The organism is Ruegeria sp. ANG-S4, from assembly GCF_000814005.1.
GTDB lineage: Bacteria > Pseudomonadota > Alphaproteobacteria > Rhodobacterales > Rhodobacteraceae > Ruegeria.
This window is the reverse complement of record NZ_JWLK01000001.1, coordinates 353,042-377,827: the sequence shown is the minus strand read 5'-3', so window position 1 is coordinate 377,827 and position 24,786 is coordinate 353,042. Positions and strand designations below refer to the sequence as shown.

The following is a 24,786-nucleotide window of genomic DNA, read 5'->3' as shown; positions in this document are numbered from 1 at the left end:
GGCGCTGACCTTAGGCAACGCACGGCCCGAGTTCCAGCGGTTAATTCTGTTACTCGAAGGCCTTGCAGGGGTCTTCCCTGTCTATCGTGGGACTGTCGATGACCGCGTCAAACTCGCCATTGATCACACCGTCCTCAGACTGGCCCAGCACAAAGACCTTCAACCCGGGACGCAATCGCGACAGGAAGGTCGGGATACCACGGTCTTTTCGCGCATGACCATTTCCGGTGATCACCGCCACGGGTCCGCCAGTTTCTTCCACTGCCGTCAGGATCGACCGAGTCAAAACCGCATCCCGCAGGCGCTGGATTGCTACCATTTGGGGCAGGGACTCTTCGGGAATCGCATTGCAATGTGCCAATAGCTGATCCGCCTCGCGGGCGGCCTGGTCATCCGGCGCAAGCGGAACGGTCAGACCGTAGCGGGCGGCATCTGCGCCCAAGGCTGTCGCAGCCCCACGTTTCATGGCCGCCTGGGCCGCGGCACGCGGTACCATAGCCCCGTAAACAGGCGCATTTGTCGCCTGAAAAACCGGGTAATACATACTGAGGGGCGGCCAGCCCGACTCGGCCCACCGTAAAATGCGAGACAACTCTTCGGGGTTGGTCGCCGCCTTTTGTGCAAGGCGCTGTGCGCCTTCTTCGGTCACCATCTCCCACACAACTGCCGATGGTGAGATCGCCTCGATCGCCTCGGTCTGCACCAGATGGTGCTGCGGGTTGTCATGGATTTCGCCGAGAATGACGATGTCGGCCGATTGCATTGCATCGGCGACATCTTCCGGGATCAGATCGCCCGCCGATCCAGGGCGGATCGAGCCGATCAAAATGGCGCAGGCGCACGCCAGAATCGCAAATTGTTTCATGCGAAGAAGTGTTGCACCTCACGCGATTGAGCTTCAAGGTTCTTGCGCATTTTCACAAAGGCCGCCGCCTCGAGCTGGCGAATGCGTTCTTTCGAAAGACCCAGTTCCTGTCCAAGACTTTCCAGAGTGCGCGCAGGCTCACGCAACTTTCGCTCGCGAATGATAAAGCGCTCCCGATCATTCAGCGCTTGCATTGCCGCCACCAGCCAATCACGCAACTGCTGCGTGTCATGGCTGTTTTCAACCACTTCGGCGGCTTGTTCGCGCTCGTCTTCCAACGCGTCGATCCATTCGCGCCCGTCTTCGTCGGCGGACTGAACGGCATTCAACGAAAAATCCGATCCGGACAAGCGGCCTTCCATCATTTCCACATCGCGCAACGGCACGCCAATTTCCGCAGCGATCAACTGGTGCAGTTGATGCCGATCCAAATCCTGGCCCTCGGTCGCGGCTTCGCGCTCCAATCTGGCCTGAACCCGACGCATGTTGAAGAACAACGATTTCTGGGAGGAGGTCGACCCGGTGCGCACCATCGACCAGTTGCGCATCACGTAATCCTGGATGCTCGCTTTGATCCACCAGACCGCATAGGTCGAAAAACGAACACCGCGATCGGGATCAAACTTGTCTGCCGCTTTCATCAGACCCAGACCGGCCTCTTGGATCAAGTCGTTCATCGGTGCGCCATAACGCTTGAACTTTGCGGCCATTGATATCGCCAATCGCATGTAGGCCGTAATGAGCCGGTGCAGGGCTTGTTCATCCCTGTTGTCGCGCCAAGCGTATGCAAGGCGTAATTCCGTCTCTGCGTCCAGCAGTTCTGCCTTCATCGCCTGCCGGGACATCGAAAAATCACTCGCATTGTCCAGTGCCATGCAATTCTCCCATATTTATCGGCGCTGGCCGGACTTGATTTGCCGACCTGTGAACTTTACGCAGGACGACACCGGGTGGATCACCGAAAAGGTAAGAATAGTGCGACCTAATTTAACCCTTATTCTGGGCGGCGCAGCATCCGGAAAGTCCTCATTTTCCGAGCAACTTGTTGTTTCGTCTGGAAAAAACAGAACATATGTCGCCACATCACAAGTGTTTGATGATGAGATGCGCCTAAAAGTTGAGCAACATATTGCACAGCGTGGCACCGGGTGGACGACAATTGAGGCTCCATTCGATCTGAGCCCGGCACTGAACGGCATGACCCGCAACCAGATTTGTCTGCTGGATTGCGCGACAATGTGGCTGACAAATCACTTGCTGGCCGAACATGATCTCAAGCGCGAGCAAACCGCGTTTCTGGACTTGCTGCAGAACTGCCCGGCAGAGGTCGTTGTCGTGTCCAATGAGGTCGGTCAAGGCATCGTTCCAGACAACGCCCTGTCCCGCCGCTTTCGCGAGGCGCAGGGCAGGCTCAACATCGCGATGGCGGCACAGGCAGATGTCGTTGTGCAGGTCACTGCCGGATTGCCGCTGGTCCTGAAGGGGCAATTGCCGTGACCCGACTGCACCTTGTCCGGCATGGGCCGACACATGCAAAAACGATGGTCGGGTGGTCCGATCTGCCCGCCGATCTGAGCGATCGCGCCGCAATCGAACGATTGAACGCGCACCTGCCGCAAGACGGTATCGTCGTGTCTTCGGACTTGTTGCGCGCGGCACAGACAGCCTCGGCTATTCAAGACGCTCGCCGACGCCTGCCGCATTCTCGTGATCTTCGTGAAATCAACTTTGGCAACTGGGAAATGCGCCCGTTTTCTGAGATCGAAGCCGAAGATCCCCAATTGGCCTATGCTTATTGGGATAATCCCGGCGACGTTCGTCCACCCAATGGCGAAAGCTGGAACGATGTGCGTGCCCGCGTCGATCACGCATTGGACAATCTGATCCAGCAGTTTAACGGCCATGAGTTGATCATAGTTGCGCATTTCGGCGTTATTCTGACTCAGGTCCAGAGAGCGTTGGGTGTCGATGCACAACAAGCCTTTTCGCATCGGATCGACAATCTATCGGTTACCGAAATCACACGGCATACGGATGGCTGGTCTGTTGGTCGGATCAATCACCGTCCGTGATAGCGGATTGCACAAATCACTGATTTACGGACGCGTGCGGGTCCGCCATCGTCACCCCCATGACCTATGATCTGTTTATCGGCGACCGTCTGTTTTCCAGCTGGTCCTTGCGTGGTTGGCTGATGCTGGAGAAGTTCGGCCTGCCTTACCGCTCTCACATGGTGGGCTTGTATTCCGGCACCATGGCACAGGATATGGCGGCACTGGCTCCGGCTCGTCTTGTGCCCGCACTTCGCCTGCCGGATGGAATGGTTGTCGGCGAAAGCCTGGCAATGGCTGAAACTCTGGCCGAGCGCCACCCGCAGGCCGAATTGTGGCCTGCCGACCCCGCCGAGCGTGCAACCGCCCGGTGGCTGTGCGCGGAAATGGTGGCTGGTTTTGCATCCCTGCGCGGTGAATGCGCGATGCAGTTAAAGCATTGTTGGGATCGTTTCACGCCATCAGCTGAAACCCTTTCTGATTTGCAACGCATCGAGGCTCTTTGGGCGCACGCGCGCTCGGTCTCGGGGTCAGAGAGTGGTCCTTTGTTCGGGTCGTACAGTCTTGCGGACGTGTTCTACACACCCGTGGCCGCGCGGATCGTCGGATACAAGTTGCCCGTGTCGAACGCCAGCCTTGCCTATTGCAACATGTTGCTGTCCGACACGTCCGTTCGCCAATGGCGCGCGATGGGCCTTACTGTGGCCTATGATCCGCTCCCCTATCCGCAGGACCTACCCGCCTCGCCCTGGCCTATTGGCAGCCCGTCCCGCGCCAAAGCTACCGAAACGGGACCCTCCGTCAATGCGCTTTGTCCCTACTCCGGTGAACCTGTGACTCATTATCTGGAACTCGACGGACAGGTCTGGGGATTTTGCAATGCAACCTGTCGCGACAAAACCGTTTCAGACCCCGAAGCCTGGCCACAGTTCCAGACAATGGTGGACACCGTTAACGATTCCTAAACCGCAATTGTGGCAGCAACGTCCTGTTAACCAAAGACAGGACATTCATGGTTGCCCGCGCTCATACCGTTGCGTTTCAGGGGGTTGATGCCCGACCGGTCGAAGTACAATGCGCTGTCTCACCGGGTCTGCCCGCGTTTTCGATTGTGGGCCTTCCGGACAAAGCGGTGTCCGAGGCCCGCGACCGTGTTCGCAGTGCGCTCAGCGCGATGGCAATTGCACTGCCGTCGAAACGGATCACCATCAATCTGTCTCCAGCCGATCTGCCAAAGGAAGGAAGTCACTTTGACCTTCCGATAGCAATGGCCTTACTGTCAGCCCTGGAAATCATCCCATCTGACGCGGCGGAAAGCGCTGTCGCGCTGGGGGAATTGTCTCTGGACGGATCTTTGGTGCCCGTTGTCGGCGCCCTTCCCGCCGCGATGACAGCCGCAACCGGAGATCGCAGCCTGTTGTGCCCGCGCGCCTCCAGCGCCGAAGCGGCCTGGGTCGATGCAACTCGGGTCATCGGAGCAGAGTCCTTGGGCGATGTCGTGCGCCACTTTTCAGGGCAATCCCCATTGGCGGCGGCTTTGCCCGGTGAAGTCAGATTGCCGCCAACCGAACGTGATTTTCGTGATGTCAAAGGTCAGGAAAGGGCCAAGCGTGCGTTGGAGATTGCCGCGGCCGGTCGGCACCATCTGATTATGATCGGAACCCCGGGGTCCGGCAAATCCATGCTCGCCGCCCGACTGCCGGGCATATTGCCGCCATTGACACCCGCGGAAGCGCTTGAAACATCCATGATCCAATCGCTGTGCGGGCTGTTGGACGAGGGCGGAATTAGCCGCGCGCGCCCCTTTCGCGAACCGCATCACACGGCCTCAATGGCGGCGATTGTCGGCGGCGGGAAAGGTGCCAAACCGGGCGAGATTTCGCTGGCGCATAATGGCGTGTTGTTCATGGACGAGTTTCCTGAATTCCCGCGTGCCGTGCTTGAGACCCTGCGACAACCGATTGAAACCGGTGAGGTGATGGTCGCCCGCGCCAACGCCCATGTGAAATACCCCTGTCGTTTCATGTTGGTTGCCGCTGCGAATCCCTGCAAATGCGGTTATCTCAGCGACCCGGCACGGGCCTGTTCACGGGCTCCGATTTGCGGCGAGGATTACCTTGGGCGTATTTCCGGCCCTTTGATGGATCGTTTTGATCTGCGGCTCGAGGTTCCGCCGGTCGAGTTCAGCGATCTGGACCTGCCGCCGTCCGGGGATAGTTCCGCGGCGGTCGCGGAACGGGTTGAACAAGCACGTCTTGTTCAGGCGGATCGATTCCGGGACATGCCGACAACCCGACAGAACGCAGATGTCGAAGGCAAGTTGCTGGAGGAAGTCGCCGCCCCGGATGCCGAAGGCAAAGACCTGCTCCTCAAAGCCGCAAACCGGTTTGGCCTGTCCGCGCGCGCCTTTCATCGCATCCTGAGGGTTGCCCGGACGATAGCAGATTTGGAAGGCGCCGCTGACATTCGCCGTCCGCATGTGGCAGAGGCGCTAAGTTTTCGCATCAGCGCCAAGGCCGCGTCCTAGAGTTTGGCCTCGATCGCGTCCCAGATTTTTGCAGCTATGTTGACGCCGTCAAAACGTTCCAGTTCCTGAATGCCCGTGGGGGACGTCACATTTATCTCCGTCAGGTAGTCCCCGATTACATCTATGCCGACAAAGATCTGACCCTTCTCTTGCAGCAGAGGACCGATTTTGGCGCAGATTTCCAGATCGCGCTCTGTCAGGCCAATCTTCTCAGGTCGCCCGCCAACATGCATGTTCGACCGGGTCTCTCCTGCGGCGGGCACGCGGTTGATCGCGCCGACGGGCGTTCCGTCCACCAAAATCACCCTTTTGTCGCCGTTGCTGACGTCCGGCAAGAACTTCTGAACGATCAGCGGTTCGCGCGAAAAACCGGTGAACAACTCGTGCAACGAGGTCAGGTTCCGGTCATTGTTGTCCAGCCGGAACACGCCCGCACCGCCATTGCCATAGAGCGGCTTGAGGATGACATCGCCGTGCTTTTCCTTGAACGCCTTGATGGTTTGAAGATCCCGCGCAATCGTTGTCGGCGGGGTCAGGTCGGGGAAATCCAGCACCAGCAGTTTTTCGGGGTAGTTTCGCACCCAAAACGGATCATTGACGACCAGCACCTGTTCTTTCAGCCGGTCCAGCAAGTGCGTCGATGTGATGTAGTGCATGTCAAACGGAGGATCCTGACGAAGCCAGATCACATCAAAATCGGCCAGATCAACCTCTCTCTCAGGTCCGAGAATGGCGGGATCGCCGGGGATACGCTGCACCGTCATATCCTGACCCCGCGCTGTTACACGTCCTTCCTGATAGGCCAATTGATCCGGACCGTAGAAAAACAAGGTATGACCGCGCGCCTGGGCTTCTTCGGCAAGCCGGAATGAGCTGTCGGCATTGATGTCCACGGCCCCGATCGGGTCCATCTGAAAGGCGATTTTCATGGCGTGTCCTTCGATTTCACGCCAGTTACATGGCCCAGCACAGCCTTGGGTTCAATGGGGTTCAGTCTTGTCCAAACGCGTTTTCAATGATTTGAACGGCGCCCGTGGCATCAACTAAAGCTGCATCAAAGCGCGCATGTGATAGCTGTCCGTCCGGTTCGTTTTCCAGAAACTGAGCCGCCGAGGCGTAAATTCGGTTCATTTGACGACGGTTGATCCGGGCCGCTGCTCGCTCAAAACTGACGCTTTTCTTGACCTCGACAAATACAAGCCCCTCGTCATTTCGGGCAATGAGGTCAATTTCGCCACCAGCACCGCGCCACCGATGCCGAACTATAGCGTAACCGCGCCTTTCATAGTCGGCTGCCACACAAAGTTCGGCCGATTGGCCAGCATGGTAAGACACACTGCTTCTTGCCGATCGTGCGGACACATCATTCCTTTCCCATCTTCAGCGCCCGTTGATAAATCGGTCGGCGCGGCAGCTTGAACATCTCTGAAACAAGGTCTGCGGCATCGCGAACCGAATGGGTCCGAAGCGCCTGTTTCAATGCTTCTTCTATGTCGGATTCGTTAACAGTTTCCGAATGCGCCCGGTCCACCAGCAGAACGATTTCGCCTTTTACCGGTTTGTCGTTCAATGCCACCGCCAGATCAGCAAGCGATCCGCGCCGAACTTCTTCGAATTTCTTTGTCAGCTCGCGGCACATTGCGGCCTGACGGGTGTCTCCAAGCACATCGGCCAGATCGGATAGGCAGGCAGCCACGCGTTTCGGCGACTCGTAGAACACCAAAGTGCCGGGAATGTCCCGCAACGCTTCAATCCGCGCGCGCCGCGCCCCTTTGGCGTTCGGCAAAAAGCCAGCGAAAAAGAAGGCATCCGTCGGCAATCCCGCCAAGGTCAACGCCATCAGGGCCGCCGAGGGGCCCGGCGCGCATGTAACCTGATGTCCGGCCTCTGCCGCATCTTTGCCAAGGTCATAGCCGGGGTCGGCGATCAACGGCATTCCGGCCTCGGACGCGTAGGCAACGGACTTACCCCCGTGCAACGCATCCAGTATCTTCCCGCGCGCACCTGCTCCTGAATGGTCGTGATATGCAAGAATGCGACGCCCGTCCAACGGGATGCCGTGAATCTCCATCAACCTGCGCAGGCTTCGGGTGTCTTCCGCAGCGATGACATCCGCCGAGGCCAACACGTCCAGCGCCCTGAGGGTGATGTCGCGGGCTGCGCCGATCGGAGTGGCGACAAAATACAGGCCCGGCCCCAATCTTATCTTTTGGAAATTCAAAGCTGGACCCTCACTGCATGACGTTTATTATCGCGGCGCATAGAACAGCAGGGTCCTAGACCGCCGGATCAGGGAGTTTTCATTTAGATGTTTAGCGTTTGCAAGCCCGCCCGCAAACTGACCAAGTTGGTTTTCGCCCTGACGGCAGCCGCTTTTGTCGCCGCATGTGAACCCGGTCTGAACACCGGCGGTCCATCGATCAACACCGCCGAGCCGGTTCCGGTCGCCCTTCTGGTGCCGCGCGGGTCTGGTCAAGCTGGTGATGCGGCGCTGGCTCAGAGCCTCGAGAATGCGGCACGGCTGGCAATGAATGACCTGCCCAATGTCAACATTGATCTGCGCGTGTATGACACCGCGGGCAGCGCGACGGCGGCGTCAGCAGCGGCGCAACAGGCCGTCTCGGACGGGGCCAAAATCATATTGGGTCCGGTTTACGCGCAGGCGGCTAACGCAGCAGGGCTTGCTGTTTTGAACAACGGCGTCAACGTCCTGTCGTTTTCGAACAACACCACGATCGCCGGCGGAAACGTCTATGTTCTGGGCCCGACCTTCAGCAACACGGCCAACCGCCTTGTCAATTTTGCGGGACGCCAGGGCAAGAACGGCATGGTGATCGTACACAGCAACGACGCATCCGGGCAACTTGGTCAATCGGCCATCGCCGGTGCCCTGAGCAGCAGCCGCGTCAACAACGCAGGCTCGGTCGGGTTCGAACGTTCGCAACAGGGTGTGATCAACTCGGTCCCGACGATCAAATCGGCCATTGATTCTTCGGGTGCGGATTCGATTTTTCTGACGGCGACCACGGCGGGTGCTTTGCCCCTTTTCAGCCAATTGTTGCCCGAAGCGGGTGTGTCCCCTTCAACCACGCAGTACATTGGCCTGACCCGCTGGGACATTCCGCCACAAACGCTGGAGCTGCCCGGTGTTCAAGGCGGTTGGTTCGCGCTGCCTGACCCGGCCAAGGCAGCCGCCTATCGCCAGCGATACAACGCAACATATGGCGAGGCACCGCACCCGATCAGCGGGTTGGCTTATGACGGCATCGCCGCTATTGGTGCGCTTGTCAGTCAGGGCAAATCAAATGCGCTCACGGGCGCCGCTCTGACTCAAAACGCCGGTTTCCAGGGCGTCGGCGGTATCTTCCGCCTGCGTTCAAACGGTACGAACGAACGCGGTCTGGCGGTTGCCACGATCCAGAACAAACAGGTGGTTGTGATTGACCCTGCCCCACAAAGTTTCTCGGGCGCCGGCTTCTGATCGAACCGGGCCGAGCCTGACGTCTTCGGACGCTCTGATCTGCCCGGATCATGAGATTTTCGACAGCGCCGAGGTGAATGCCCAGCTTTCGAACGCCTTCAAGGACAGCAAAGACAACTCTCAGATGCGCGCGGCCACCGTGCGCATTCTGCGTGTTGCCCAGAAAAAAGGGCGTGACGCGATCGCATCCGCATTCGCAGAACGTCCTTTTGACGCCCGACCGCTGACGCGGTCCTACACCTATCTGACGGACCAACTGGTTTGCACAGCGTTGGAGGTCGCCAGTAAGCATCTGCACCCGCTGGCGACACCGACAAGGGGCGAGAAGATCGCCGTTCTTGCGGTTGGCGGGTATGGCCGCGGAGAAATGGCTCCGGCGTCGGATGTGGACCTGCTTTTTCTGACGCCCTACAAAATCACCGCCTGGGCCGAAAGCGTGATTGAATCAATGCTTTACATCCTTTGGGACCTGCGCCTGAAGGTCGGGCATTCCTCACGGACAACCAAGGATTGCCTGCGGTTGGGGGCCGATGATTTCACCATTCGAACTGCGATGCTGGAACAGCGCTATCTGGCTGGCGACAGACCATTGGCGGACGAGTTGGAGCAACGCCTGAAAGATGAGCTGTTCAAGGGAAGCGAACGGGAATTCATCGAGGCAAAGCTGAACGAACGCGACACGCGACACAAGAAGCAAGGCCAGCGCTACATGGTCGAGCCCAACGTCAAGGAAGGCAAGGGCGGCCTGCGGGACCTGCAATCTCTGTATTGGATCGCAAAGTACATATATGGCGTGCATGATGTCGCTGAATTGGTGCCGCTGGGGCTTTTCACGCCCGAGGAATTCAACGGTTTTGTCGAGGCCGAGGATTTCCTTTGGGCCGTTCGCTCGCATCTGCATCTAGTGACCGGACGCGCGACGGAACAGTTGACCTTTGACCTGCAAGTCGAGGTTGCCGAACGCATGGGCTATCAAGACCGCGCCGGGCGGCGTGGGGTCGAAGTGTTCATGCAACGCTATTTTCGCGAGGCGACCCGGGTCGGCGAACTCACGCGGATTTTCCTGACGAAACTTGAGGCCACCCACATAAAAAGCGCGCCGCTGCTGGAACGTATTTTTCGCAGACGTCCCCGTGTCAAACCTGGCTACGCGGTTGTGCATGGCCGACTGGACATCGGGGACCCTGCCGCGTTCCTGTCGGACAAGCTGAACATGCTGCGTTTGTTCGAGGAAGGCTTGCGCACGGGTATGTTGATTCACCCCGACGCAATGCGATTGGTGGCCGCCAATCTGGACCTGATCGACGAAGACCTGCGCAACGACAAAGAGGCGCAGCGGATCTTCATGGACCTGATGCTGAAACACGGCAATCCCGAGCGGGCATTGCGCCGGATGAATGAACTGGGCGTGCTGTCGGCGTTCATCCCCGAGTTCGAGCCCATCGTCGCGATGATGCAGTACAATATGTACCACAGCTACACAGTGGACGAGCATATCATACAGTGCATCGTGAATCTGGCGCAGATCGAACGCGGAGAGTTGGTCGAGTCGCTGCCATTGGCATCGTCGATTCTGAAAGGCGGGGTTAACCGCAAGGTTTTGTACGTCGCCCTTCTGCTGCATGACATCGGCAAGGGACGACCCGAGGATCATTCGATCCTAGGCGCTCAGATCGCTCGAAAAGTGGCTCCGCGATTGGGGCTGAGCAAGGCGGATTCCGAAACCGTGGAATGGTTGGTGCGCTATCACCTTCTGATGTCGGATATGGCGCAAAAGCGCGACATTTCAGACCCGCGAACCGTCCGGGACTTTGCCAAAGCGGTGGAAACCGTCAAACGGCTTGATCTGCTGACCGTCCTGACGGTGTGCGATATCCGCGGCGTGGGTCCGAACACGTGGAACAACTGGAAAGCCACCCTACTGCGCGCGCTGCATGCAGAGACGAAGCGCGCGCTTGAGACGGGTATGGAAGACCTCAACCGTGCCAATCGCGGGGCTGGCGCGAAAAAGGCGCTGCGGGCTGCCTTGGCTGATTGGTCCAAGGGGGATCTCAAGACCGAAACAGGGCGTCATTATGAGCCCTATTGGCAAGGTCTCAATGCGGCAACGCATGTCGAGTTCGCGGAAATGCTGCGCGCACTGGAACAAAGCGGCGACCCGGGCGACATGGAAATCCGATTGCATCCCGATATCGACCGGGACGCCACGCGGGCCTGTTTCACGATGGCGGATCATCCCGGCATCTTTGCCCGGATCGCAGGTGCATTGGCATTGGTGGGCGCAAACGTGGTCGACGCGCGCAGCTATACGACCAAGGATGGCTACGTCACCGATGCGTTCTGGATTCAGGACGCTGAGGGGCATCCGTTCGAGGCCAGCCGTCTACCGCGCCTGACGCAAATGATCCATAAGACACTCAAAGGTGAGGTTGTCGCTGGTGATGCCCTGAAATCGCGCGACAAGATCAAGAAACGTGAGCGCGCATTCAACGTTCCGACACATGTCACCTTCGACAATGAAGGGTCCGAGATTTACACCATCATCGAGGTCGACACCCGCGACCGGCCCGGCCTGCTGTTCGATCTGACCCGGACTTTGGCGGGGGCCAATGTCTATATCGCAAACGCGGTGATCGCCACCTACGGCGAGCAGGTGGTCGACACATTCTACGTCAAAGACATGTTCGGCTTGAAATACCATTCGGAGACCAAACAGCGCAGCCTTGAATCCAAGCTGCGCAAGGCCATTACCGAGGGTGCCGAGCGGGCAGCGTCATGAAGCAAATCCGCCTGTTCTCGGGCCTTTTCACGGTCGGGTTCTGGACGCTGGCCAGCCGCATACTTGGTTTCTTGCGGGAAATCCTGCTGGCCGCCTATATCGGCCCTGGCCCCGTGATGGATGCCTTTGTCGCTGCGTTCCGTCTGCCCAACATGTTCCGCCGGTTTTTCGCTGAGGGCGCCTTTAACGCCGCCTTTGTCCCAATGTTCTCAAAACGTCTGGAGGCTGGCGAAAACGCACAGAAATTTGCACAGGACGCCTTTAATCTGCTGGCGGTGGCCGTCCTTGCGCTGGTTGGTCTGGCAATGGTGTTCATGCCGGCGCTGGTTTGGCTGACAGCCGAAGGGTTTTACGGTGACGCGCGTTTCGACCTTGCCGTCGACTATGGGTATGTCGTCTTCCCGTACATCCTGTTCATGTCGCTCGCCGCGCTGTTTTCAGGTGTTCTGAATGCAACTGGTCGCTTTGCCGCCGCCGCAGCAGCGCCAGTACTTTTGAACATCTTTGCATGTACAGCGCTGATCTTGGGTTCGATATCCGGGGGCGAGGTCATCCGCTGGCTTGTCACTGTCATACCACTTGCAGGTGTCGCACAATTGGCGCTGGTCTGGGTTGCGACAGAAAAGGCTGGAGTGCGCATTCGCTTCGGTTTACCAAGCCTCAACCCCGAAATGCAGACTCTGGTTCGCATCGCCATTCCCGCCGCGTTGGCAATGGGCGTGACACAAGTCAATCTTGTCGTAGGGCAGCTGGTCGCCTCAAAAACCGAAAAAGCCGTCAGCTGGCTTTTCGCCGCGGATCGCCTTTATCAACTGCCTTTGGGTGTTGTTGGGATCGCCGTCGGCATTGTCCTGCTGCCCGACCTGTCGCGGCGCCTGCGCGCAAATGACAAAGATGGCGCCCGAAACGCGCTTTCACGTGCCGGTGAGTTTACGTTATTGCTGACGATCCCATCGACGGTGGCTTTTGTGATCATCCCGAACCCCTTGGTGTCGGTCCTGTTTGAACGGGGGCACTTTACGGCAGCGGACACTGCAGCAACCGCCTTGGCCGTTACGATCTACGGGCTTGGTCTGCCCGCCTTCATGCTGCAAAAGCTGCTGCAGCCCTTGTTTTTTGCGCGGGAAAACACGCGTTCGCCTTTTCACTATGCAGTCGTGGCAATGATCGTGAATGCGGTTTTGGCATTTGGGCTTTATCCGCTGGTCGGCTGGATTGCGCCAGCCATCGCGGCATCCGTCGCCGGATGGGCGATGGTTTTGCTTTTGGCCGTCGGCGCGCGGCAAATGGGGGAAGAAGCCCGCTTTGACGCGCGGTTCAAGCATCGTGCATGGCGTATCGTTGCGGCTTCACTTGGAATGGGCGCAGTTCTCTACGCCGCCATCCACCTGTTTGGCTGGACGCTCGAGATGTCAGGATGGCGTTATCTTGCGCTTCTTGTGTTGATCAAAATTGCCGCAGCCACGTATTTCTTTCTGGGCCATCTGTTCGGCGCATTCGAAGTATCCGAGTTCCGCAAAGCCCTGCGCCGGTCCTGATCAGTCGCGGCGGATACGCCCCACAATTCGCGCCCATCCGCCCGGGGCAAGAAAGAAGGACAACCCAAACCCGGTGGCGAACCCTCCCAAATCGGCGACCCAATCTGAGGTCCCACCAAAGAGCAGCCCAAACACAAGCTGGATGCCCATCAGGACCGCGATCAACTGAAAGGCGCGGGTCTGGTTTTCACCGACCAAGGACAGCTTGCGCCACAAAAGCCACGTGAACGCGCCAATCAGACCATAAACCGGCGGGAACCCTCCGATCAGCGGATATTGCGGGTTCAGAACCAAAGCATAGACCAGCGCACCGCCGACACCGGACAGAACAAAGATGATCAGCATCGCAACGCCGCCGAACACTTCGCCGACCATTTTGCCCATGGCCAATACGAAGACACAAACAAAAATGGCCTGAGTGAAGGATCCCGACACAAACGGATAGGTGACGAACCGGATCAGATGCTCAATGGGCCAGCGACCGTTCTGGATCATCCAGTGAAAGGTATCCGGCGAAAAAGAGTAATTCTGAATGGCATCCAACCGCCATCCCACGGCAGTAGGACCGCCGATCAGGCCACGAGCGCCAAATGAAAACGCAATTTCGACGCCCATGATGAACAGAACCAACGCCACTACGACGGCCGGCAATGGGTTCACGGGGGGTATGTGGTGTTCGCTGCTCATTGGGGTCACCTTTGCGGCTGTTGACGTCCCTTGACCTCATGGGTAAGCGACGGAGACTGATTTTTCCAGACGGGAGTTCCCTTTGATGACCGAGACCAAATTCACGCCGCGCGTGTTCTCTGGCATCCAGCCGACGGGAAACCTGCACCTTGGGAATTACCTTGGTGCGTTGAAACGCTTTGTGGATATGCAAGGCCCCGAGATGGAGACCGTCTATTGCATGGTCGACCTGCACGCGATCACGACATGGCAAGATCCGGCGGACCTTATGCATTCAACACGCGAACTTTGCGCGGGTTTCATTGCCGCCGGGATAGACCCGGAACACTCGATACTGTTCAACCAAAGCCAGGTGCCCGAGCATGCGCAACTGGCCTGGATCTTTAACTGCGTCGCCCGGATGGGTTGGATGCAGCGGATGACGCAGTGGAAAGACAAAGCCGGTAAAAACCAGCAAAACGCCTCGCTTGGTCTGTTTGCGTACCCATCGCTGATGGCTGCAGATATACTGGTCTATCACGCCACCCACGTTCCGGTGGGCGACGACCAGAAACAGCATCTTGAGTTGACCCGCGACATCGCGATCAAGTTCAACAACGATTTCGGCGTCGATTTCTTTCCGATTACCGAACCGGTGATCGAAGGCGCGGCCACACGTGTCATGAGCTTGCGCGACGGGTCCAAGAAAATGTCCAAATCCGACCCGTCGGATATGAGCCGCATCAACATGACGGATGATGCTGACACGATCGCAAAGAAGATTCGCAAGGCCAAAACCGACCCCGACGCGCTTCCGTCAGAGGTCGCAGGACTGGAACATCGCCCCGAAGCGCGAAACCTCGTGAACATCTACGCCGCCATGAGCGATCAGACACCGCAACAGGTGTTGGCGGAAGTTGGCGGCAAACAATTTGGCGAATTCAAACCCATGCTGGCGGAGTTGGCGGTTGCAAAACTGTCCCCGATTTCGTCGGAGATGGCACGTCTGATGGGGGATCAGGCGGAAATCGATCGCATCCTCGCCCGCGGGTCAGAACGGGCGCGTGAGATCACTGCGCCGATTCTGCGCGATACCTATGAAATCGTCGGCATGGTGGGTGCCGGGCAAAACTGATCCTGTCGCAAATCTGCTGGACGACCCGCGCCGCCCCTCATAGGTTTGGCGCAAGTTTGGGAGGGCAACATGGCAGTCGGCAAGAACATTCGCACCTATTTCGAGGGACAGTGGCATGACGGAGATGCACCGATCATGCGCGCAGCAGACCACGGCGCATGGCTGGGATCTTCGGTCTTTGATGGTGCCCGCTATTTCGACGGCGTCAGCCCCGATCTGGACGCACATTGCGCGCGGGTGAACCGGTCCGCCGAGGCGCTTATGTTGACGCCGACAGTAACCGCCGAGCAGATAGTCGAAATTGTCCGCGAGGGGTTACAGGCTTACTCCGCCGACAGCGCCGTTTACATCAGACCGATGTATTGGGGCATTGATGGCGATCGCACGGCGATCATCCCGCAGGAAAACAGCACTGGCTTTGCCATTTGCCTCGAAGAAATTCCCATGGCACCCGAAACCGCCTCGGCCACGCTGACGACCACGCGTTTTCGTCGCCCGGTTCTGGAATCTGCCGTCGTCAACGCAAAAGCCGGATGCCTTTACCCAAACAATGCCCGAATGCTGCGGGAAGCCAACGCCAAGGGGTTTTCCAACGCGTTGGTGGCGGATGCGATGGGGCATGTTGCCGAAACAGCGACAGCCAATATCTTTATGGTGCGCGACGGCGAGGTGTTCACCCCAATTCCAAACGGTACGTTTCTGGCCGGGATCACCCGCGCCCGGCACATCAAGAACCTGCGCGCCGATGGTGTCACCGTCCACGAAAGCGTGCTGAGTTTTGACGACTTCCACGCGGCGGACGAGGTGTTCATGACCGGCAACATGAGCAAGGTCACACCCATAACTGCTTTGGATGACACGCAATATCAGATTGGACCCATTGCCCGTCGCGCCCGCGCGATGTATTGGGATTGGGCCGCAAGCGAGCGCTAGCCCGGCCCTGCCCGCCCCGGTTGCCAGTAGGCAATCGGTGGGGCATGATCCCTGAAATGGATGAGGACAGTCATGCGTAAATTCCTGGTGGTTCTGGATGACAGCCGCGAATGCCTGAACGCCATGCGGTTTGCCGCCATGCGCGCGGCCCATACCGGTGGCGGCGTGACGATCTTGTCAGTGATCCCGCCGGATGAATTCAACCATTGGATCGGTGTGGCCGAGGTGATGCGCGAGGAAGCGCGCGAACGTATCCACGCGCATTACGAGGTGTTCGCAAAATGGATGCGGGACAAGCAGAACATCGACCCGGAACTGGCCATCCGCGAAGGGGACCCGGTGCCTCAGATCATCGAACATGTTCAGTCTGACACGGAAATTGGCGTATTGGTTCTTGGCGCAGGCACCGACAAAAAAGGCCCAGGCCCGCTGGTGACGCAATTGACCAAGAACTCGGGCAGTCTGCCAATACCGATCACCATCGTTCCCGGCGATCTGAGCAAAGAAAAACTGGAAGAAATCACCTGAGGGCGATCATATGGCCGGTCAAATCGAGTTCTGGTTCGACTTTGCGTCCAGTTATTCGTACCTCAGCGCGATGCGTATCGAACAGGCGGCGACTGCCGAAGGAGTTCCGGTGTCCTGGCAACCTTTCCTGCTGGGCCCGATCTTTGCCGAACAGGGTTGGAACAATTCGCCGTTCAATATCTACCCTGCCAAAGGGCGCTACATGTGGCGCGATATGGAACGGCTCTGTGCCGAACGCGGGCTTCCATTGAGTGTCCCCGAGAGCTTTCCTGCCAACAGCCTGAAAGCGGCTAGGCTGGCTTTGGCGATCAATGAAACCGAGCAGCGTGCGCGGTTTGTACGCTCCGTCTTCTCGGCCGAATTCGGATCTGGCCTCGACATATCCGAAGACTCCGTTCTGGTTGACTGCTTAATAGAGGCGGGTGCTTCGCCTGAAACACTCGCTCGCGCAAACGATGCAGACATCAAGGCCGACCTGTTCGGACAGGTCGCGCGTGCCAAATCGGCCGACATGTTCGGCGCCCCCAGTTTTTTGGTCGGCGACGAGTTGTTTTGGGGCGACGACCGTCTGGAGTCCGCGATTTCTTACGCCGCTTCAATTTAGAATTGTTCCAATTCTTGACTTCCTCAAGCGCCGGGCGCATATCTGGGGCATCAAATACGGAGACGCCCATGTTCATCCAGACCGAATCCACCCCGAACCCGGCAACTTTGAAGTTTCTTCCCGGTCAGACGGTGCTCGACGCTGGCACTGCAGACTTCCCTTCGGTTGAAGCGGCCGAGAAATCGCCGCTGGCAACGCGGATCTTTGCAGTGAATGGCGTGACAGGCGTATTCTTTGGCAACGACTTTGTGACCGTGACCAAGTCGGATGACATGGACTGGGACCACATTAAGCCCGCCATTCTTGGCGCAGTCATGGAACATTACCAATCTGGTCAACCGGTGATGGGCGCGGACGCAGACGCTGCGGCGGGTCACGCCGAACATACCGGCGAGGACGCTGAAATTGTGCATCAGATCAAGGACTTGCTGGACAGCCGTGTGCGTCCAGCGGTGGCACAGGATGGTGGTGACATAACGTTCCACGGTTTCGACCGGGGCATTGTCTATCTGCATATGCAGGGTGCTTGTGCTGGTTGCCCCTCATCGACCATCACCTTGAAAATGGGCATCGAGAACCTGCTGCGCCACTACATCCCGGAAGTGGTCGAGGTGCGCCCGGTTGCCGTCTGATCCAACTATACTGGCATTTGACACATCGGCCGCGCATTGCGCGGCCGCTTTGTTGCGCGGGACTGAAATTGTCGCTTTGCAATCCGAAAGGATGAGGCGCGGTCAGGCCGAACGGTTAATGCCATTGCTGGAAGATGTCTTGGCCGAAGCCGGGTGCGGTTGGCGCGATCTGGATGCAATTGGTGTCGGAGTTGGGCCGGGTAACTTCACAGGTATCCGAATCTCAGTGTCCGCGGCGCGCGGGTTGGCCCTGGGCCTTGCAGTTCCGGCAGTTGGTGTGACGGGATTTGATGCTCTAAAATTCCTCAATCCAACGCGGATTCCTGCGATTCCTGCACCCCGAGAGCAAGTCTATGTTCAAATGCCGGACACTGAGCCGAATTTGACGAACCGAGACCAAGCAATTGCCATGGGACCGTTGTACAGCTGTGACGACCCGGCGTTGCTGGTGCGGGCCATTGCCCGGATCGCGGCGAATCGCTGGATGGATGCCCCTGCACCTCCCGCACCTTGCTATGTGCGACCGGCTGATGCGGCGCCGTCCAGCGACATACCGCCGGCATTGTTGGACGGATGACTCCGCAAGAAATGGCAACAACCCACGCCGCGGCGTTCACGCAATCCCGCCCGTGGACGGCGGAAGAATTTGCCGACCTTCTTTCGAACCGGTTTACCCATGCCCTTGGGAACAAACACTGTTTTGCAGTCTTTCAGGTGATCGCGGACTCGGCCGAATTGCTGACGATCGCGACCCACCCGGATCGTCAGAAACAAGGCCTGGCGCGTGAGACCATGGCGTTGTGGCAGGCCGAAGCAACCCGTTTGGGTGCGACGCATGCGATTTTGGACGTCGCTGCCGATAACATGCCCGCCCTGTCGCTTTATCAAAGCTGCGGGTATGCGCGGTGCGGTTTCAGGCCTGCATATTATCTACGCGAAAACGCCCCCAACATGGACGCCATCGTAATGGAACGCGGTTTACCCTAGGGCGAAGCGGTATTTTTGGACCATATGGTCAAATTTCAGTTGACCCCCGGTGTTGCAAACGCTCTTAATTCCCGCCATCACAACGGTTATGCTCGCTCTGAGTGGGTAAACAGGGCTATCTTGGCCTTGGACCGATAAAACCAACGGGAGTAACAAATGACCCTGATGAAATCTTTGATGGGCGCAGCCGCTGCAGTTGCAATGACTGCTGGAGCAGCCTTGGCCGAACCGGCCCTGATCTTTGACTTGGGCGGCAAGTTTGACAAGTCGTTCAACGAAGCAGCCCACAACGGCGCACAGCGTTGGGCCAACGAAACCGGCGGCAAATACCGCGAGATCGAGCTTCAGTCGGAAGCCCAGCGCGAGCAGGCGCTGCGCCGTTTCGCCGAAGCGGGCGCGAACCCGATCATCACCATGGGATTTGCCATGGCGGACCCCTTGGCCGCCGTCGCCAGTGACTATCCCGACACCAAGTTTGTCGCCGTTGACGTGAACTGGTTGGATGCTCCGAACATTCGTCAGGTCAGCTTTGCCGAGCATGAAGGTTCGTACCTTGTTGGTATGATGGCCGCCATGGCGTCGGAATCCGGCACCGTCGGTTTCATCGGCGGGATGGACATCCCACTGATCCGCCATTTTGGTTGCGGCTACGCACAAGGTGCCAAGGCGGTTAACCCCGATATCAATGTGGTCGCGAATATGACCGGCACAACACCAGCTGCATGGAACGACCCGGTGAAGGGTTCGGAACTGACCAAGGCACAGATCAGCCAGGGTGCCGACGTGATTTATGCTGCGGCAGGCGGCACCGGTGTTGGTGTTTTGCAAACCGCTGCCGACGAAGGCATCCTGTCAATTGGCGTGGACAGCAACCAGAACCACCTGCATCCGGGCAAGGTTCTGACATCGATGCTGAAACGCGTGGACGTCGCCGTCTATGACGCGATGAAGGCCGGTGATGACGTTGAAACCGGTGTATTCACCATGGGACTGGCAGAAGACGGTGTTGGCGTCGCAATGGACGACAACAACAAAGAGCTTGTATCCGTGCGCATGAGCGATGCTGTAACCGATGCACGTAAAGGCATCATCAACGGTGACATCACCGTCGTCAGCTACTACGAAAACGACAGCTGCCCGGCACTGCAGTTCTGATATCGCTTGGGGCGGTGGGTTGCTCCTCCGCCCCATTCCCATTCTGCCGCTTCGTGCAAACGCGGCCCTTCGGCAATTGAGGACAAGACATGACCGTCCCCGCCATTGAGCTCAAAGGGATATCCAAAGCCTTTGGGCCCGTTCAGGCCAACAAGGACATTTCCATCAGCGTCGCCCCCGGGACCATCCATGGGATCATCGGCGAAAACGGCGCGGGCAAATCCACGCTGATGAGTATTCTCTATGGGTTTTACAAGGCCGACAAAGGCGAGATCTGGATCAACGGGACCAAGACCGACATTCCCGACAGCCAGGCGGCGATCGCCTCCGGCATCGGGATGGTGTTTCAGCATTTCAAACTGGTCGAGAACTTTACCGTTCTGGAAAACATCGTACTCGGCGCGGAAGATGGCGGTTTACTTGCCCCTTCGCTGGCGAAAGCCCGCAAGGAACTGAAAGAGCTTGAAGAAGAATACGAACTGTTTGTCGATCCGGACAAACGCATCGACGAGATCGGTGTCGGGATGCAGCAACGTGTCGAAATTCTGAAGGCACTGTACCGCCGCGCCGAAATCTTGATCTTGGACGAACCCACCGGTGTGCTGACCCCTGCCGAGGCGGATCAGCTGTTCCGAATCCTCGATCGGCTGCGCGCCGAGGGCAAGACGATCATCGTGATCACTCACAAGCTGCGCGAGATCATGGAGAACACGGACACCGTGTCGGTCATGCGGCGCGGTCAAATGACTGCCACAGTGAAAACATCCGAAACCAACCCCGAAGAGCTGGCCGAGCTCATGGTTGGTCGCAAAGTGCTTTTGCAGGTGGACAAAGTTCCCGCCCAACCGGGAAAGCCGATCCTCGAAGTTGAAAATCTGCGCGTCTTCGACACATCCGGCGTCGAACGTGTCAAAGGCATCGACCTGACGGTCCGCGCCGGCGAAATCGTTGGCATCGCCGGTGTCGCGGGGAATGGACAGTCTGAACTGCTGGAAGTTCTGGGTGGGATGCGGCCCGGCCAGGGCTCGATAAAGCTGGATGGCGCACCTTTGCCGCTGAGTGGCCACGGATCGGACGGTCAGGCCCGGCGGGCGCAACACATCGCTCACGTACCAGAGGACCGCCAGCGCGAAGGTTTGATCATGGATTTCCATGCCTGGGAAAACGTCGCCTTCGGCTATCACCGCGATCCGGCTTACAAACGCGGCCTTTTCATGGACAACGCCGCGTTGCGCGCGGATACCGAAGCCAAGATCGAGAAGTTTGACGTCCGACCCCCGAACCCGTGGTTGACGGCCAAAAGCTTTTCGGGCGGCAACCAGCAGAAAATCGTCGTCGCCCGAGAGATTGAGCGCAACCCGGACCTGCTGTTGGTCGGCCAACCGACGCGGGGTGTCGATATCGGCGCGATTGAGTTCATTCACAAGCAAATAGTCGCGCTGCGCGATCAGGGTAAGGCGATCCTGCTGGTGTCGGTGGAGTTGGAAGAAATCTTCTCGCTGTCCGACAGGATTGCAGTGATGTTCGACGGTCACATCATGGGCGAGCGCTTGCCGCACGAAACAGATGAAAAAGAACTGGGCCTGTTGATGGCCGGTGTTGCGGGGGAGGCCGCGTAACATGGAAAAAATGCCCAAATGGGCCGATGTTGTCCTGATCCCTTTGATCAGCCTGCTCTTGGCGGCGATCCTGTCGGCTCTGGTCATTCTGGCAATCGGGGAAAACCCCATCGAAGCCGTTAACCTGATGGTGACCGGATCGCTGGGGTCGACCTATGGCTGGGGCTATACGCTGTACTACGCGACCAATTTCATGTTCACCGGGCTTGCCGTTGCCGTCGCCTTTCACGCACGTCTGTTCAACATCGGTGGCGAAGGTCAGGCGATGTTGGGTGGCTTGGGTGTTGCGATTGTCTGCCTTTACATTCCCTGGCCGCATTGGAGCATTGCCCTTCTTGGAGCATGCGTTGCCTCTGCCCTGTTCGGTGCGGCCTGGGCCGCGATTCCCGCTTATCTGCAAGCCAAACGCGGCAGTCATATCGTGATCACCACGATCATGTTCAACTTTATCGCCGCGGCATTTCTGAACTACATGCTGGTCAACGTCATGCGGCCGCAGGGTTCGCAAGACCCCGCAACAGCGCGCTTCCCAGAAGCTGTGCATCTGCCGACATTCCAATCTATGTTTTCATCTGCCGAGAACATTGTCTTTCGTGGCGCGCCTGCAAATATCTCGTTCTTTGTTGCGATTCTGGCCTGTATCGTTGTTTGGGCGCTGATCTGGCGGACACGTCTGGGATACGAAATCCGGGCTTACGGGCATTCCGAAACCGGCGCGGTCTATGCTGGCATCTCTCCTGTACGCATCACCATTATCGCCATGCTGATCTCGGGCGCATTGGCGGGAATGATGGCGATCAACAATGTGATGGGCGAGGCGGAGCGTCTGGTTCTCAACTCGACCGAGGGGGCTGGATTTATCGGCATCGCTGTGGCGCTGATGGGGCGGTCGCACCCGTTTGGTGTTTTCCTCGCGGCTTTGCTGTTCGGCTTCCTCTATCAGGGCGGCGCGGAACTTGCGCTTTGGACATCCATTCCGCGCGAATTGATCGTGGTCATTCAGGCCCTTGTCATTCTGTTTACAGGGGCGTTGGACAACATGGTGCGCATCCCGCTTGAAAAGCTGTTCCTGACGCTGCGGACGAGGGCTGACTGATGGAGGTTCTGGTCACACTCATTCAGGTTCTCGATTCGACCATTCGTCTGGCCACGCCGCTGCTTCTGGCGTGTCTGGCCGGTCTCTACTCTGAACGCGCTGGTATTTTTGACATCGGTCTGGAAGGCAAGATGCTGATGTCGGCCTTTTTCTCGGCCGCTGTTGCAGCCGTGACAGGCTCGGTTTGGCTTGGCCTTCTGGCTGGTGTTGCATCGTCACTTGTACTGTCCGCCCTGCACGGGGTCGCGTCGATCACCTTCCGCGGCAATCAGTTGATTTCCGGTGTCGCCATCAACTTCCTTGCGTCCGGCATGACCGTTCTGGTTGCCCAGAGTTGGTTCCAGCAGGGCGGGCGAACGCCATCATTGTTCGGCGGCGGGCGTTTCGAATCCGCTGAATTCCCCTTGGCGATCGGACCAAACGATGCCGAAGAAACCGGGCGGTCCGTGTCCGAACTGATGTCTGAAGCCAACGTCGTTCAAATGATCTATTCCGAACTGCTGTCGGGACATTCGGTGCTGGTCTACGTGGCCTTCCTGATGGTGCCCGCGACATGGTGGATATTGTTCCGCACCCGATTTGGGTTGCGTCTGCGCGCCGTTGGCGAAAACCCCGCTGCCGTGGACACCGCCGGGGTGTCGGTCGTTGGCCTGCGGTTCGCCGCCGTTGCGATTTGCGGGGTTTTGTGCGGGATAGCCGGGGCTTATCTGGCCACGGCGCTGCAGGCCGGATTTGTGAAAGAGATGACTGCCGGCCGTGGATTCATCGCATTGGCCGCGTTGATCTTCGCCAAATGGCGGCCGTGGCATGCCATGTGGGCATGTCTGTTGTTCGGCCTGTTGCAAGCCATCGCGTTGCGGTTCCAGAACATCGACTTGGGCGGCGTTGTAATCCCCGTACAAGTAATGGATGCATTGCCATACATCCTTACGGTGGTCATTCTGGCCGGGTTCGTTGGCAAAGCCATACCCCCGCGCGCAGGCGGTGAACCCTATGTAAAAGAGCGCTGATAGGTCCAGATTGACACAGCCTTTCGGTCCTGATTGCTGCAGAGCGGCATGAACGGTTGATTTTGCATGCGGCAACCGTTCTAAAGGGGTATGGAATCGTCTGATTTTGTACTGACATGAGCAGGGTTTTCCGATCGTCAGGATCAAAACCAGGACGGGCAAGGTCTTGCTGCTTTCGCCCCGCGTTCCGCCCGTAGAAGAACAAACCCACGAAGGCAACACTGCGCTGCCCGGCGCAGCCCACCCCGTTCAGAAGACGCTATGCAGATTTACCTACCGATCGCCGAAGTTTCTGTGAATGCCTTTTTACTGTTTGGCCTCGGGGGGATGGTTGGAATTCTGTCCGGGATGTTTGGTGTCGGCGGCGGCTTCCTGATGACGCCCCTGTTGTTCTTCATAGGTATCCCGCCGGCAGTGGCGGTGGCGACCGAGGCCAACCAGATTGTTGCCTCGTCATTCTCAGGTGTGCTTGCCCACTTTCGACGACGAACTGTTGATTTGAAAATGGGCACGGTCCTGCTTGTCGGCGGTCTGACAGGCGCGGCATTGGGTGTCGTTGTCTTCAACTATCTCAAAAGCCTTGGGCAGGTCGATCTTCTGGTCAAGCTTTGCTATGTCGTGTTTCTGGGGATCATCGGCAGCCTGATGTTCATCGAAAGCGTTAACGCGCTGAGGAAATCCAGAAAGGGCACGACCTCTGCAAAACGACGTCAGCGCGGATGGATACATGCCATGCCGTTCAAAATGCGATTTCGCACGTCGGGGCTGTATATTTCGGTCATTCCGCCGCTGATCGTTGGTGTGTTCGTTGGTATTCTCTCTGCCATCATGGGTGTTGGCGGCGGGTTCATCATGGTTCCCGCGATGATCTACCTGCTCGGTATGCCGACCAAGGTGGTTGTCGGAACGTCGTTGTTTCAAATCATTTTTGTAACCGCCTTCACCACAATGCTGCACGCGACCACGAACTATACGGTGGATGTCGTTCTGGCAGTTCTTCTGTTGGTCGGCGGCGTTGTTGGTGCCCAGATCGGCACCGTAATTGGTGCGCGCATGCCAGCCGAGCAACTGCGCGTTCTATTAGCGGCACTGGTACTGGTGGTCTGCGGCAAGCTTGCGTTGGACCTGTTACTTGAACCGTCCGAGCTCTATTCTCTTGGCGCGGCAGGGGGGCACTGAC

Annotated in this window: 25 protein-coding genes; 19 read left to right on the top strand and 6 right to left on the bottom strand. The window is 58.1% G+C overall.

Annotation, left to right across the window (positions count from 1 at the left end; all coding sequences use genetic code 11):
* Window positions 1–49 precede the first annotated feature (49 nt).
* Together RA28_RS01985 and RA28_RS01980 are read right to left on the bottom strand one after the other, a co-directional pair.
* Complete coding sequence (locus RA28_RS01985; protein WP_039523169.1) at window positions 50–865, bottom strand: ChaN family lipoprotein; 816 nt, start codon at window positions 863–865, stop codon at window positions 50–52.
* The gene (locus tag RA28_RS01980) at window positions 862–1,740 is read right to left on the bottom strand and encodes an RNA polymerase factor sigma-32 (protein ID WP_039523166.1); all 879 of its coding nucleotides are present in this window, start codon (window positions 1,738–1,740) and stop codon (window positions 862–864) included. The genes RA28_RS01985 and RA28_RS01980 overlap by 4 nt, the downstream gene beginning before the upstream one ends.
* Window positions 1,741–1,840: 100 nt before the next feature.
* On the opposite strand from RA28_RS01980, the gene cobU reads away from it, so the two are divergent.
* The 4 genes from cobU to RA28_RS01960 are packed head-to-tail and all read left to right on the top strand — an operon-like array spanning window position 1,841 to window position 5,443.
* Window positions 1,841–2,362, top strand: a complete 522-nt coding sequence (gene cobU / locus RA28_RS01975) for a bifunctional adenosylcobinamide kinase/adenosylcobinamide-phosphate guanylyltransferase (RefSeq protein WP_039525526.1) — start codon at window positions 1,841–1,843, stop codon at window positions 2,360–2,362.
* Window positions 2,359–2,937: a histidine phosphatase family protein gene (locus RA28_RS01970; RefSeq protein WP_039523164.1), complete on the top strand. Its 579-nt coding sequence runs from the start codon at window positions 2,359–2,361 to the stop codon at window positions 2,935–2,937. Before cobU ends, RA28_RS01970 begins: the two co-directional genes overlap by 4 nt.
* Window positions 2,938–2,996: 59 nt before the next feature.
* A complete protein-coding gene (locus RA28_RS01965; protein ID WP_039523161.1) occupies window positions 2,997–3,881 on the top strand; it encodes a glutathione S-transferase N-terminal domain-containing protein in 885 nt (294 codons plus the stop codon).
* A 47-nt stretch (window positions 3,882–3,928) separates the two neighbouring features.
* A complete protein-coding gene (locus RA28_RS01960; RefSeq protein ID WP_039523157.1) occupies window positions 3,929–5,443 on the top strand; it encodes a YifB family Mg chelatase-like AAA ATPase in 1,515 nt (504 codons plus the stop codon).
* On the opposite strand, the gene gshB is transcribed toward RA28_RS01960, so the two are convergent.
* The 3 genes from gshB to rsmI all read right to left on the bottom strand — a co-directional run bounded on the left by gshB (window position 5,440) and on the right by rsmI (window position 7,664).
* Window positions 5,440–6,372 carry a glutathione synthase gene (gene gshB / locus RA28_RS01955; protein ID WP_039523149.1) on the bottom strand — a complete coding sequence of 311 codons (933 nt, stop codon included), beginning with the start codon at window positions 6,370–6,372 and terminating at the stop codon, window positions 5,440–5,442. The two genes, RA28_RS01960 and gshB, sit on opposite strands and share 4 nt — an antisense overlap.
* A gap of 61 nt (window positions 6,373–6,433) precedes the next feature.
* A complete protein-coding gene (locus tag RA28_RS01950) occupies window positions 6,434–6,805 on the bottom strand; it encodes a YraN family protein (protein WP_039523146.1) in 372 nt (123 codons plus the stop codon).
* 1 nt (window position 6,806) lies between these two features.
* Entirely contained in the window at window positions 6,807–7,664 is an 858-nt protein-coding gene (gene rsmI, locus RA28_RS01945) for a 16S rRNA (cytidine(1402)-2'-O)-methyltransferase (RefSeq protein ID WP_039523144.1), read from the bottom strand.
* A gap of 87 nt (window positions 7,665–7,751) precedes the next feature.
* On the opposite strand from rsmI, the gene RA28_RS01940 reads away from it, so the two are divergent.
* Genes RA28_RS01940 through murJ form a run of 3 tightly spaced genes read left to right on the top strand, consistent with a single transcriptional unit; the run spans window position 7,752 to window position 13,241 of the window.
* The gene (locus tag RA28_RS01940) at window positions 7,752–8,924 is read left to right on the top strand and encodes a penicillin-binding protein activator (protein ID WP_039523140.1); all 1,173 of its coding nucleotides are present in this window, start codon (window positions 7,752–7,754) and stop codon (window positions 8,922–8,924) included.
* Window positions 8,884–11,703: a [protein-PII] uridylyltransferase gene (locus RA28_RS01935; RefSeq protein ID WP_039523139.1), complete on the top strand. Its 2,820-nt coding sequence runs from the start codon at window positions 8,884–8,886 to the stop codon at window positions 11,701–11,703. The genes RA28_RS01940 and RA28_RS01935 overlap by 41 nt, the downstream gene beginning before the upstream one ends.
* Window positions 11,700–13,241, top strand: a complete 1,542-nt coding sequence (gene murJ / locus RA28_RS01930; protein WP_039523138.1) for a murein biosynthesis integral membrane protein MurJ — start codon at window positions 11,700–11,702, stop codon at window positions 13,239–13,241. Before RA28_RS01935 ends, murJ begins: the two co-directional genes overlap by 4 nt.
* On the opposite strand, the gene RA28_RS01925 is transcribed toward murJ, so the two are convergent.
* Window positions 13,242–13,928 carry a rhomboid family intramembrane serine protease gene (locus RA28_RS01925; RefSeq protein WP_039523136.1) on the bottom strand — a complete coding sequence of 229 codons (687 nt, stop codon included), beginning with the start codon at window positions 13,926–13,928 and terminating at the stop codon, window positions 13,242–13,244. It lies immediately after the preceding gene.
* Between the two features lie 85 nt (window positions 13,929–14,013).
* Here RA28_RS01925 and trpS point away from each other — a divergent pair, with 85 nt between their 5' ends.
* The 12 genes from trpS (at window position 14,014) to RA28_RS01865 (ending at window position 24,785) form a co-directional block, all read left to right on the top strand.
* Entirely contained in the window at window positions 14,014–15,042 is a 1,029-nt protein-coding gene (trpS, locus tag RA28_RS01920; RefSeq protein WP_039523134.1) for a tryptophan--tRNA ligase, read from the top strand.
* A 69-nt stretch (window positions 15,043–15,111) separates the two neighbouring features.
* Complete coding sequence (locus RA28_RS01915; protein ID WP_039523133.1) at window positions 15,112–15,975, top strand: branched-chain amino acid aminotransferase; 864 nt, start codon at window positions 15,112–15,114, stop codon at window positions 15,973–15,975.
* Between the two features lie 72 nt (window positions 15,976–16,047).
* Complete coding sequence (locus RA28_RS01910) at window positions 16,048–16,503, top strand: universal stress protein (protein ID WP_039523132.1); 456 nt, start codon at window positions 16,048–16,050, stop codon at window positions 16,501–16,503.
* A 10-nt stretch (window positions 16,504–16,513) separates the two neighbouring features.
* Entirely contained in the window at window positions 16,514–17,107 is a 594-nt protein-coding gene (locus RA28_RS01905; RefSeq protein ID WP_039523130.1) for a 2-hydroxychromene-2-carboxylate isomerase, read from the top strand.
* A gap of 68 nt (window positions 17,108–17,175) precedes the next feature.
* Window positions 17,176–17,739 (top strand): NifU family protein, encoded by a 564-nt coding sequence (locus tag RA28_RS01900; RefSeq protein WP_039523129.1) that lies wholly within the window; start codon window positions 17,176–17,178, stop codon window positions 17,737–17,739.
* A complete protein-coding gene (tsaB, locus tag RA28_RS01895) occupies window positions 17,729–18,316 on the top strand; it encodes a tRNA (adenosine(37)-N6)-threonylcarbamoyltransferase complex dimerization subunit type 1 TsaB (RefSeq protein ID WP_039523127.1) in 588 nt (195 codons plus the stop codon). Before RA28_RS01900 ends, tsaB begins: the two co-directional genes overlap by 11 nt.
* A gap of 11 nt (window positions 18,317–18,327) precedes the next feature.
* Window positions 18,328–18,726 (top strand): GNAT family N-acetyltransferase, encoded by a 399-nt coding sequence (locus tag RA28_RS01890; protein WP_052261335.1) that lies wholly within the window; start codon window positions 18,328–18,330, stop codon window positions 18,724–18,726.
* Between the two features lie 156 nt (window positions 18,727–18,882).
* Window positions 18,883–19,881, top strand: coding sequence for a BMP family lipoprotein (locus RA28_RS01885; RefSeq protein ID WP_039523125.1), 999 nt, complete (start codon window positions 18,883–18,885; stop codon window positions 19,879–19,881).
* Between the two features lie 89 nt (window positions 19,882–19,970).
* On the top strand, window positions 19,971–21,500 hold the full coding sequence (locus tag RA28_RS01880) for an ABC transporter ATP-binding protein (RefSeq protein ID WP_039523124.1): 1,530 nt from the start codon (window positions 19,971–19,973) through the stop codon (window positions 21,498–21,500).
* 1 nt (window position 21,501) lies between these two features.
* Entirely contained in the window at window positions 21,502–22,596 is a 1,095-nt protein-coding gene (locus tag RA28_RS01875; protein ID WP_039523122.1) for an ABC transporter permease, read from the top strand.
* Window positions 22,596–23,606, top strand: coding sequence for an ABC transporter permease (locus RA28_RS01870; protein WP_039523120.1), 1,011 nt, complete (start codon window positions 22,596–22,598; stop codon window positions 23,604–23,606). The genes RA28_RS01875 and RA28_RS01870 overlap by 1 nt, the downstream gene beginning before the upstream one ends.
* A 261-nt stretch (window positions 23,607–23,867) precedes the next feature.
* Window positions 23,868–24,785, top strand: coding sequence for a sulfite exporter TauE/SafE family protein (locus RA28_RS01865; RefSeq protein WP_039523118.1), 918 nt, complete (start codon window positions 23,868–23,870; stop codon window positions 24,783–24,785).
* Window position 24,786: the final 1 nt, after the last annotated feature.

Coding starts and splice junctions, on each gene's coding strand:
- RA28_RS01980 (WP_039523166.1), bottom strand. CDS start 1,740: ATGGCACTGGACAATGCGAGTGATTTTTCGATGTCCCGGCAGGCGATG.
- gshB (WP_039523149.1), bottom strand. CDS start 6,372: ATGAAAATCGCCTTTCAGATGGACCCGATCGGGGCCGTGGACATCAAT.
- murJ (WP_039523138.1), top strand. CDS start 11,700: ATGAAGCAAATCCGCCTGTTCTCGGGCCTTTTCACGGTCGGGTTCTGG.
- RA28_RS01885 (WP_039523125.1), top strand. CDS start 18,883: ATGACCCTGATGAAATCTTTGATGGGCGCAGCCGCTGCAGTTGCAATG.
- RA28_RS01985 (WP_039523169.1), bottom strand. CDS start 865: ATGAAACAATTTGCGATTCTGGCGTGCGCCTGCGCCATTTTGATCGGC.
- RA28_RS01870 (WP_039523120.1), top strand. CDS start 22,596: ATGGAGGTTCTGGTCACACTCATTCAGGTTCTCGATTCGACCATTCGT.
- trpS (WP_039523134.1), top strand. CDS start 14,014: ATGACCGAGACCAAATTCACGCCGCGCGTGTTCTCTGGCATCCAGCCG.
- RA28_RS01865 (WP_039523118.1), top strand. CDS start 23,868: ATGCAGATTTACCTACCGATCGCCGAAGTTTCTGTGAATGCCTTTTTA.
- RA28_RS01910 (WP_039523132.1), top strand. CDS start 16,048: ATGCGTAAATTCCTGGTGGTTCTGGATGACAGCCGCGAATGCCTGAAC.
- RA28_RS01960 (WP_039523157.1), top strand. CDS start 3,929: ATGGTTGCCCGCGCTCATACCGTTGCGTTTCAGGGGGTTGATGCCCGA.
- RA28_RS01940 (WP_039523140.1), top strand. CDS start 7,752: ATGTTTAGCGTTTGCAAGCCCGCCCGCAAACTGACCAAGTTGGTTTTC.
- RA28_RS01915 (WP_039523133.1), top strand. CDS start 15,112: ATGGCAGTCGGCAAGAACATTCGCACCTATTTCGAGGGACAGTGGCAT.
- RA28_RS01880 (WP_039523124.1), top strand. CDS start 19,971: ATGACCGTCCCCGCCATTGAGCTCAAAGGGATATCCAAAGCCTTTGGG.
- RA28_RS01925 (WP_039523136.1), bottom strand. CDS start 13,928: ATGAGCAGCGAACACCACATACCCCCCGTGAACCCATTGCCGGCCGTC.
- RA28_RS01900 (WP_039523129.1), top strand. CDS start 17,176: ATGTTCATCCAGACCGAATCCACCCCGAACCCGGCAACTTTGAAGTTT.
- RA28_RS01905 (WP_039523130.1), top strand. CDS start 16,514: ATGGCCGGTCAAATCGAGTTCTGGTTCGACTTTGCGTCCAGTTATTCG.
- RA28_RS01875 (WP_039523122.1), top strand. CDS start 21,502: ATGGAAAAAATGCCCAAATGGGCCGATGTTGTCCTGATCCCTTTGATC.
- RA28_RS01965 (WP_039523161.1), top strand. CDS start 2,997: ATGACCTATGATCTGTTTATCGGCGACCGTCTGTTTTCCAGCTGGTCC.
- RA28_RS01890 (WP_052261335.1), top strand. CDS start 18,328: ATGGCAACAACCCACGCCGCGGCGTTCACGCAATCCCGCCCGTGGACG.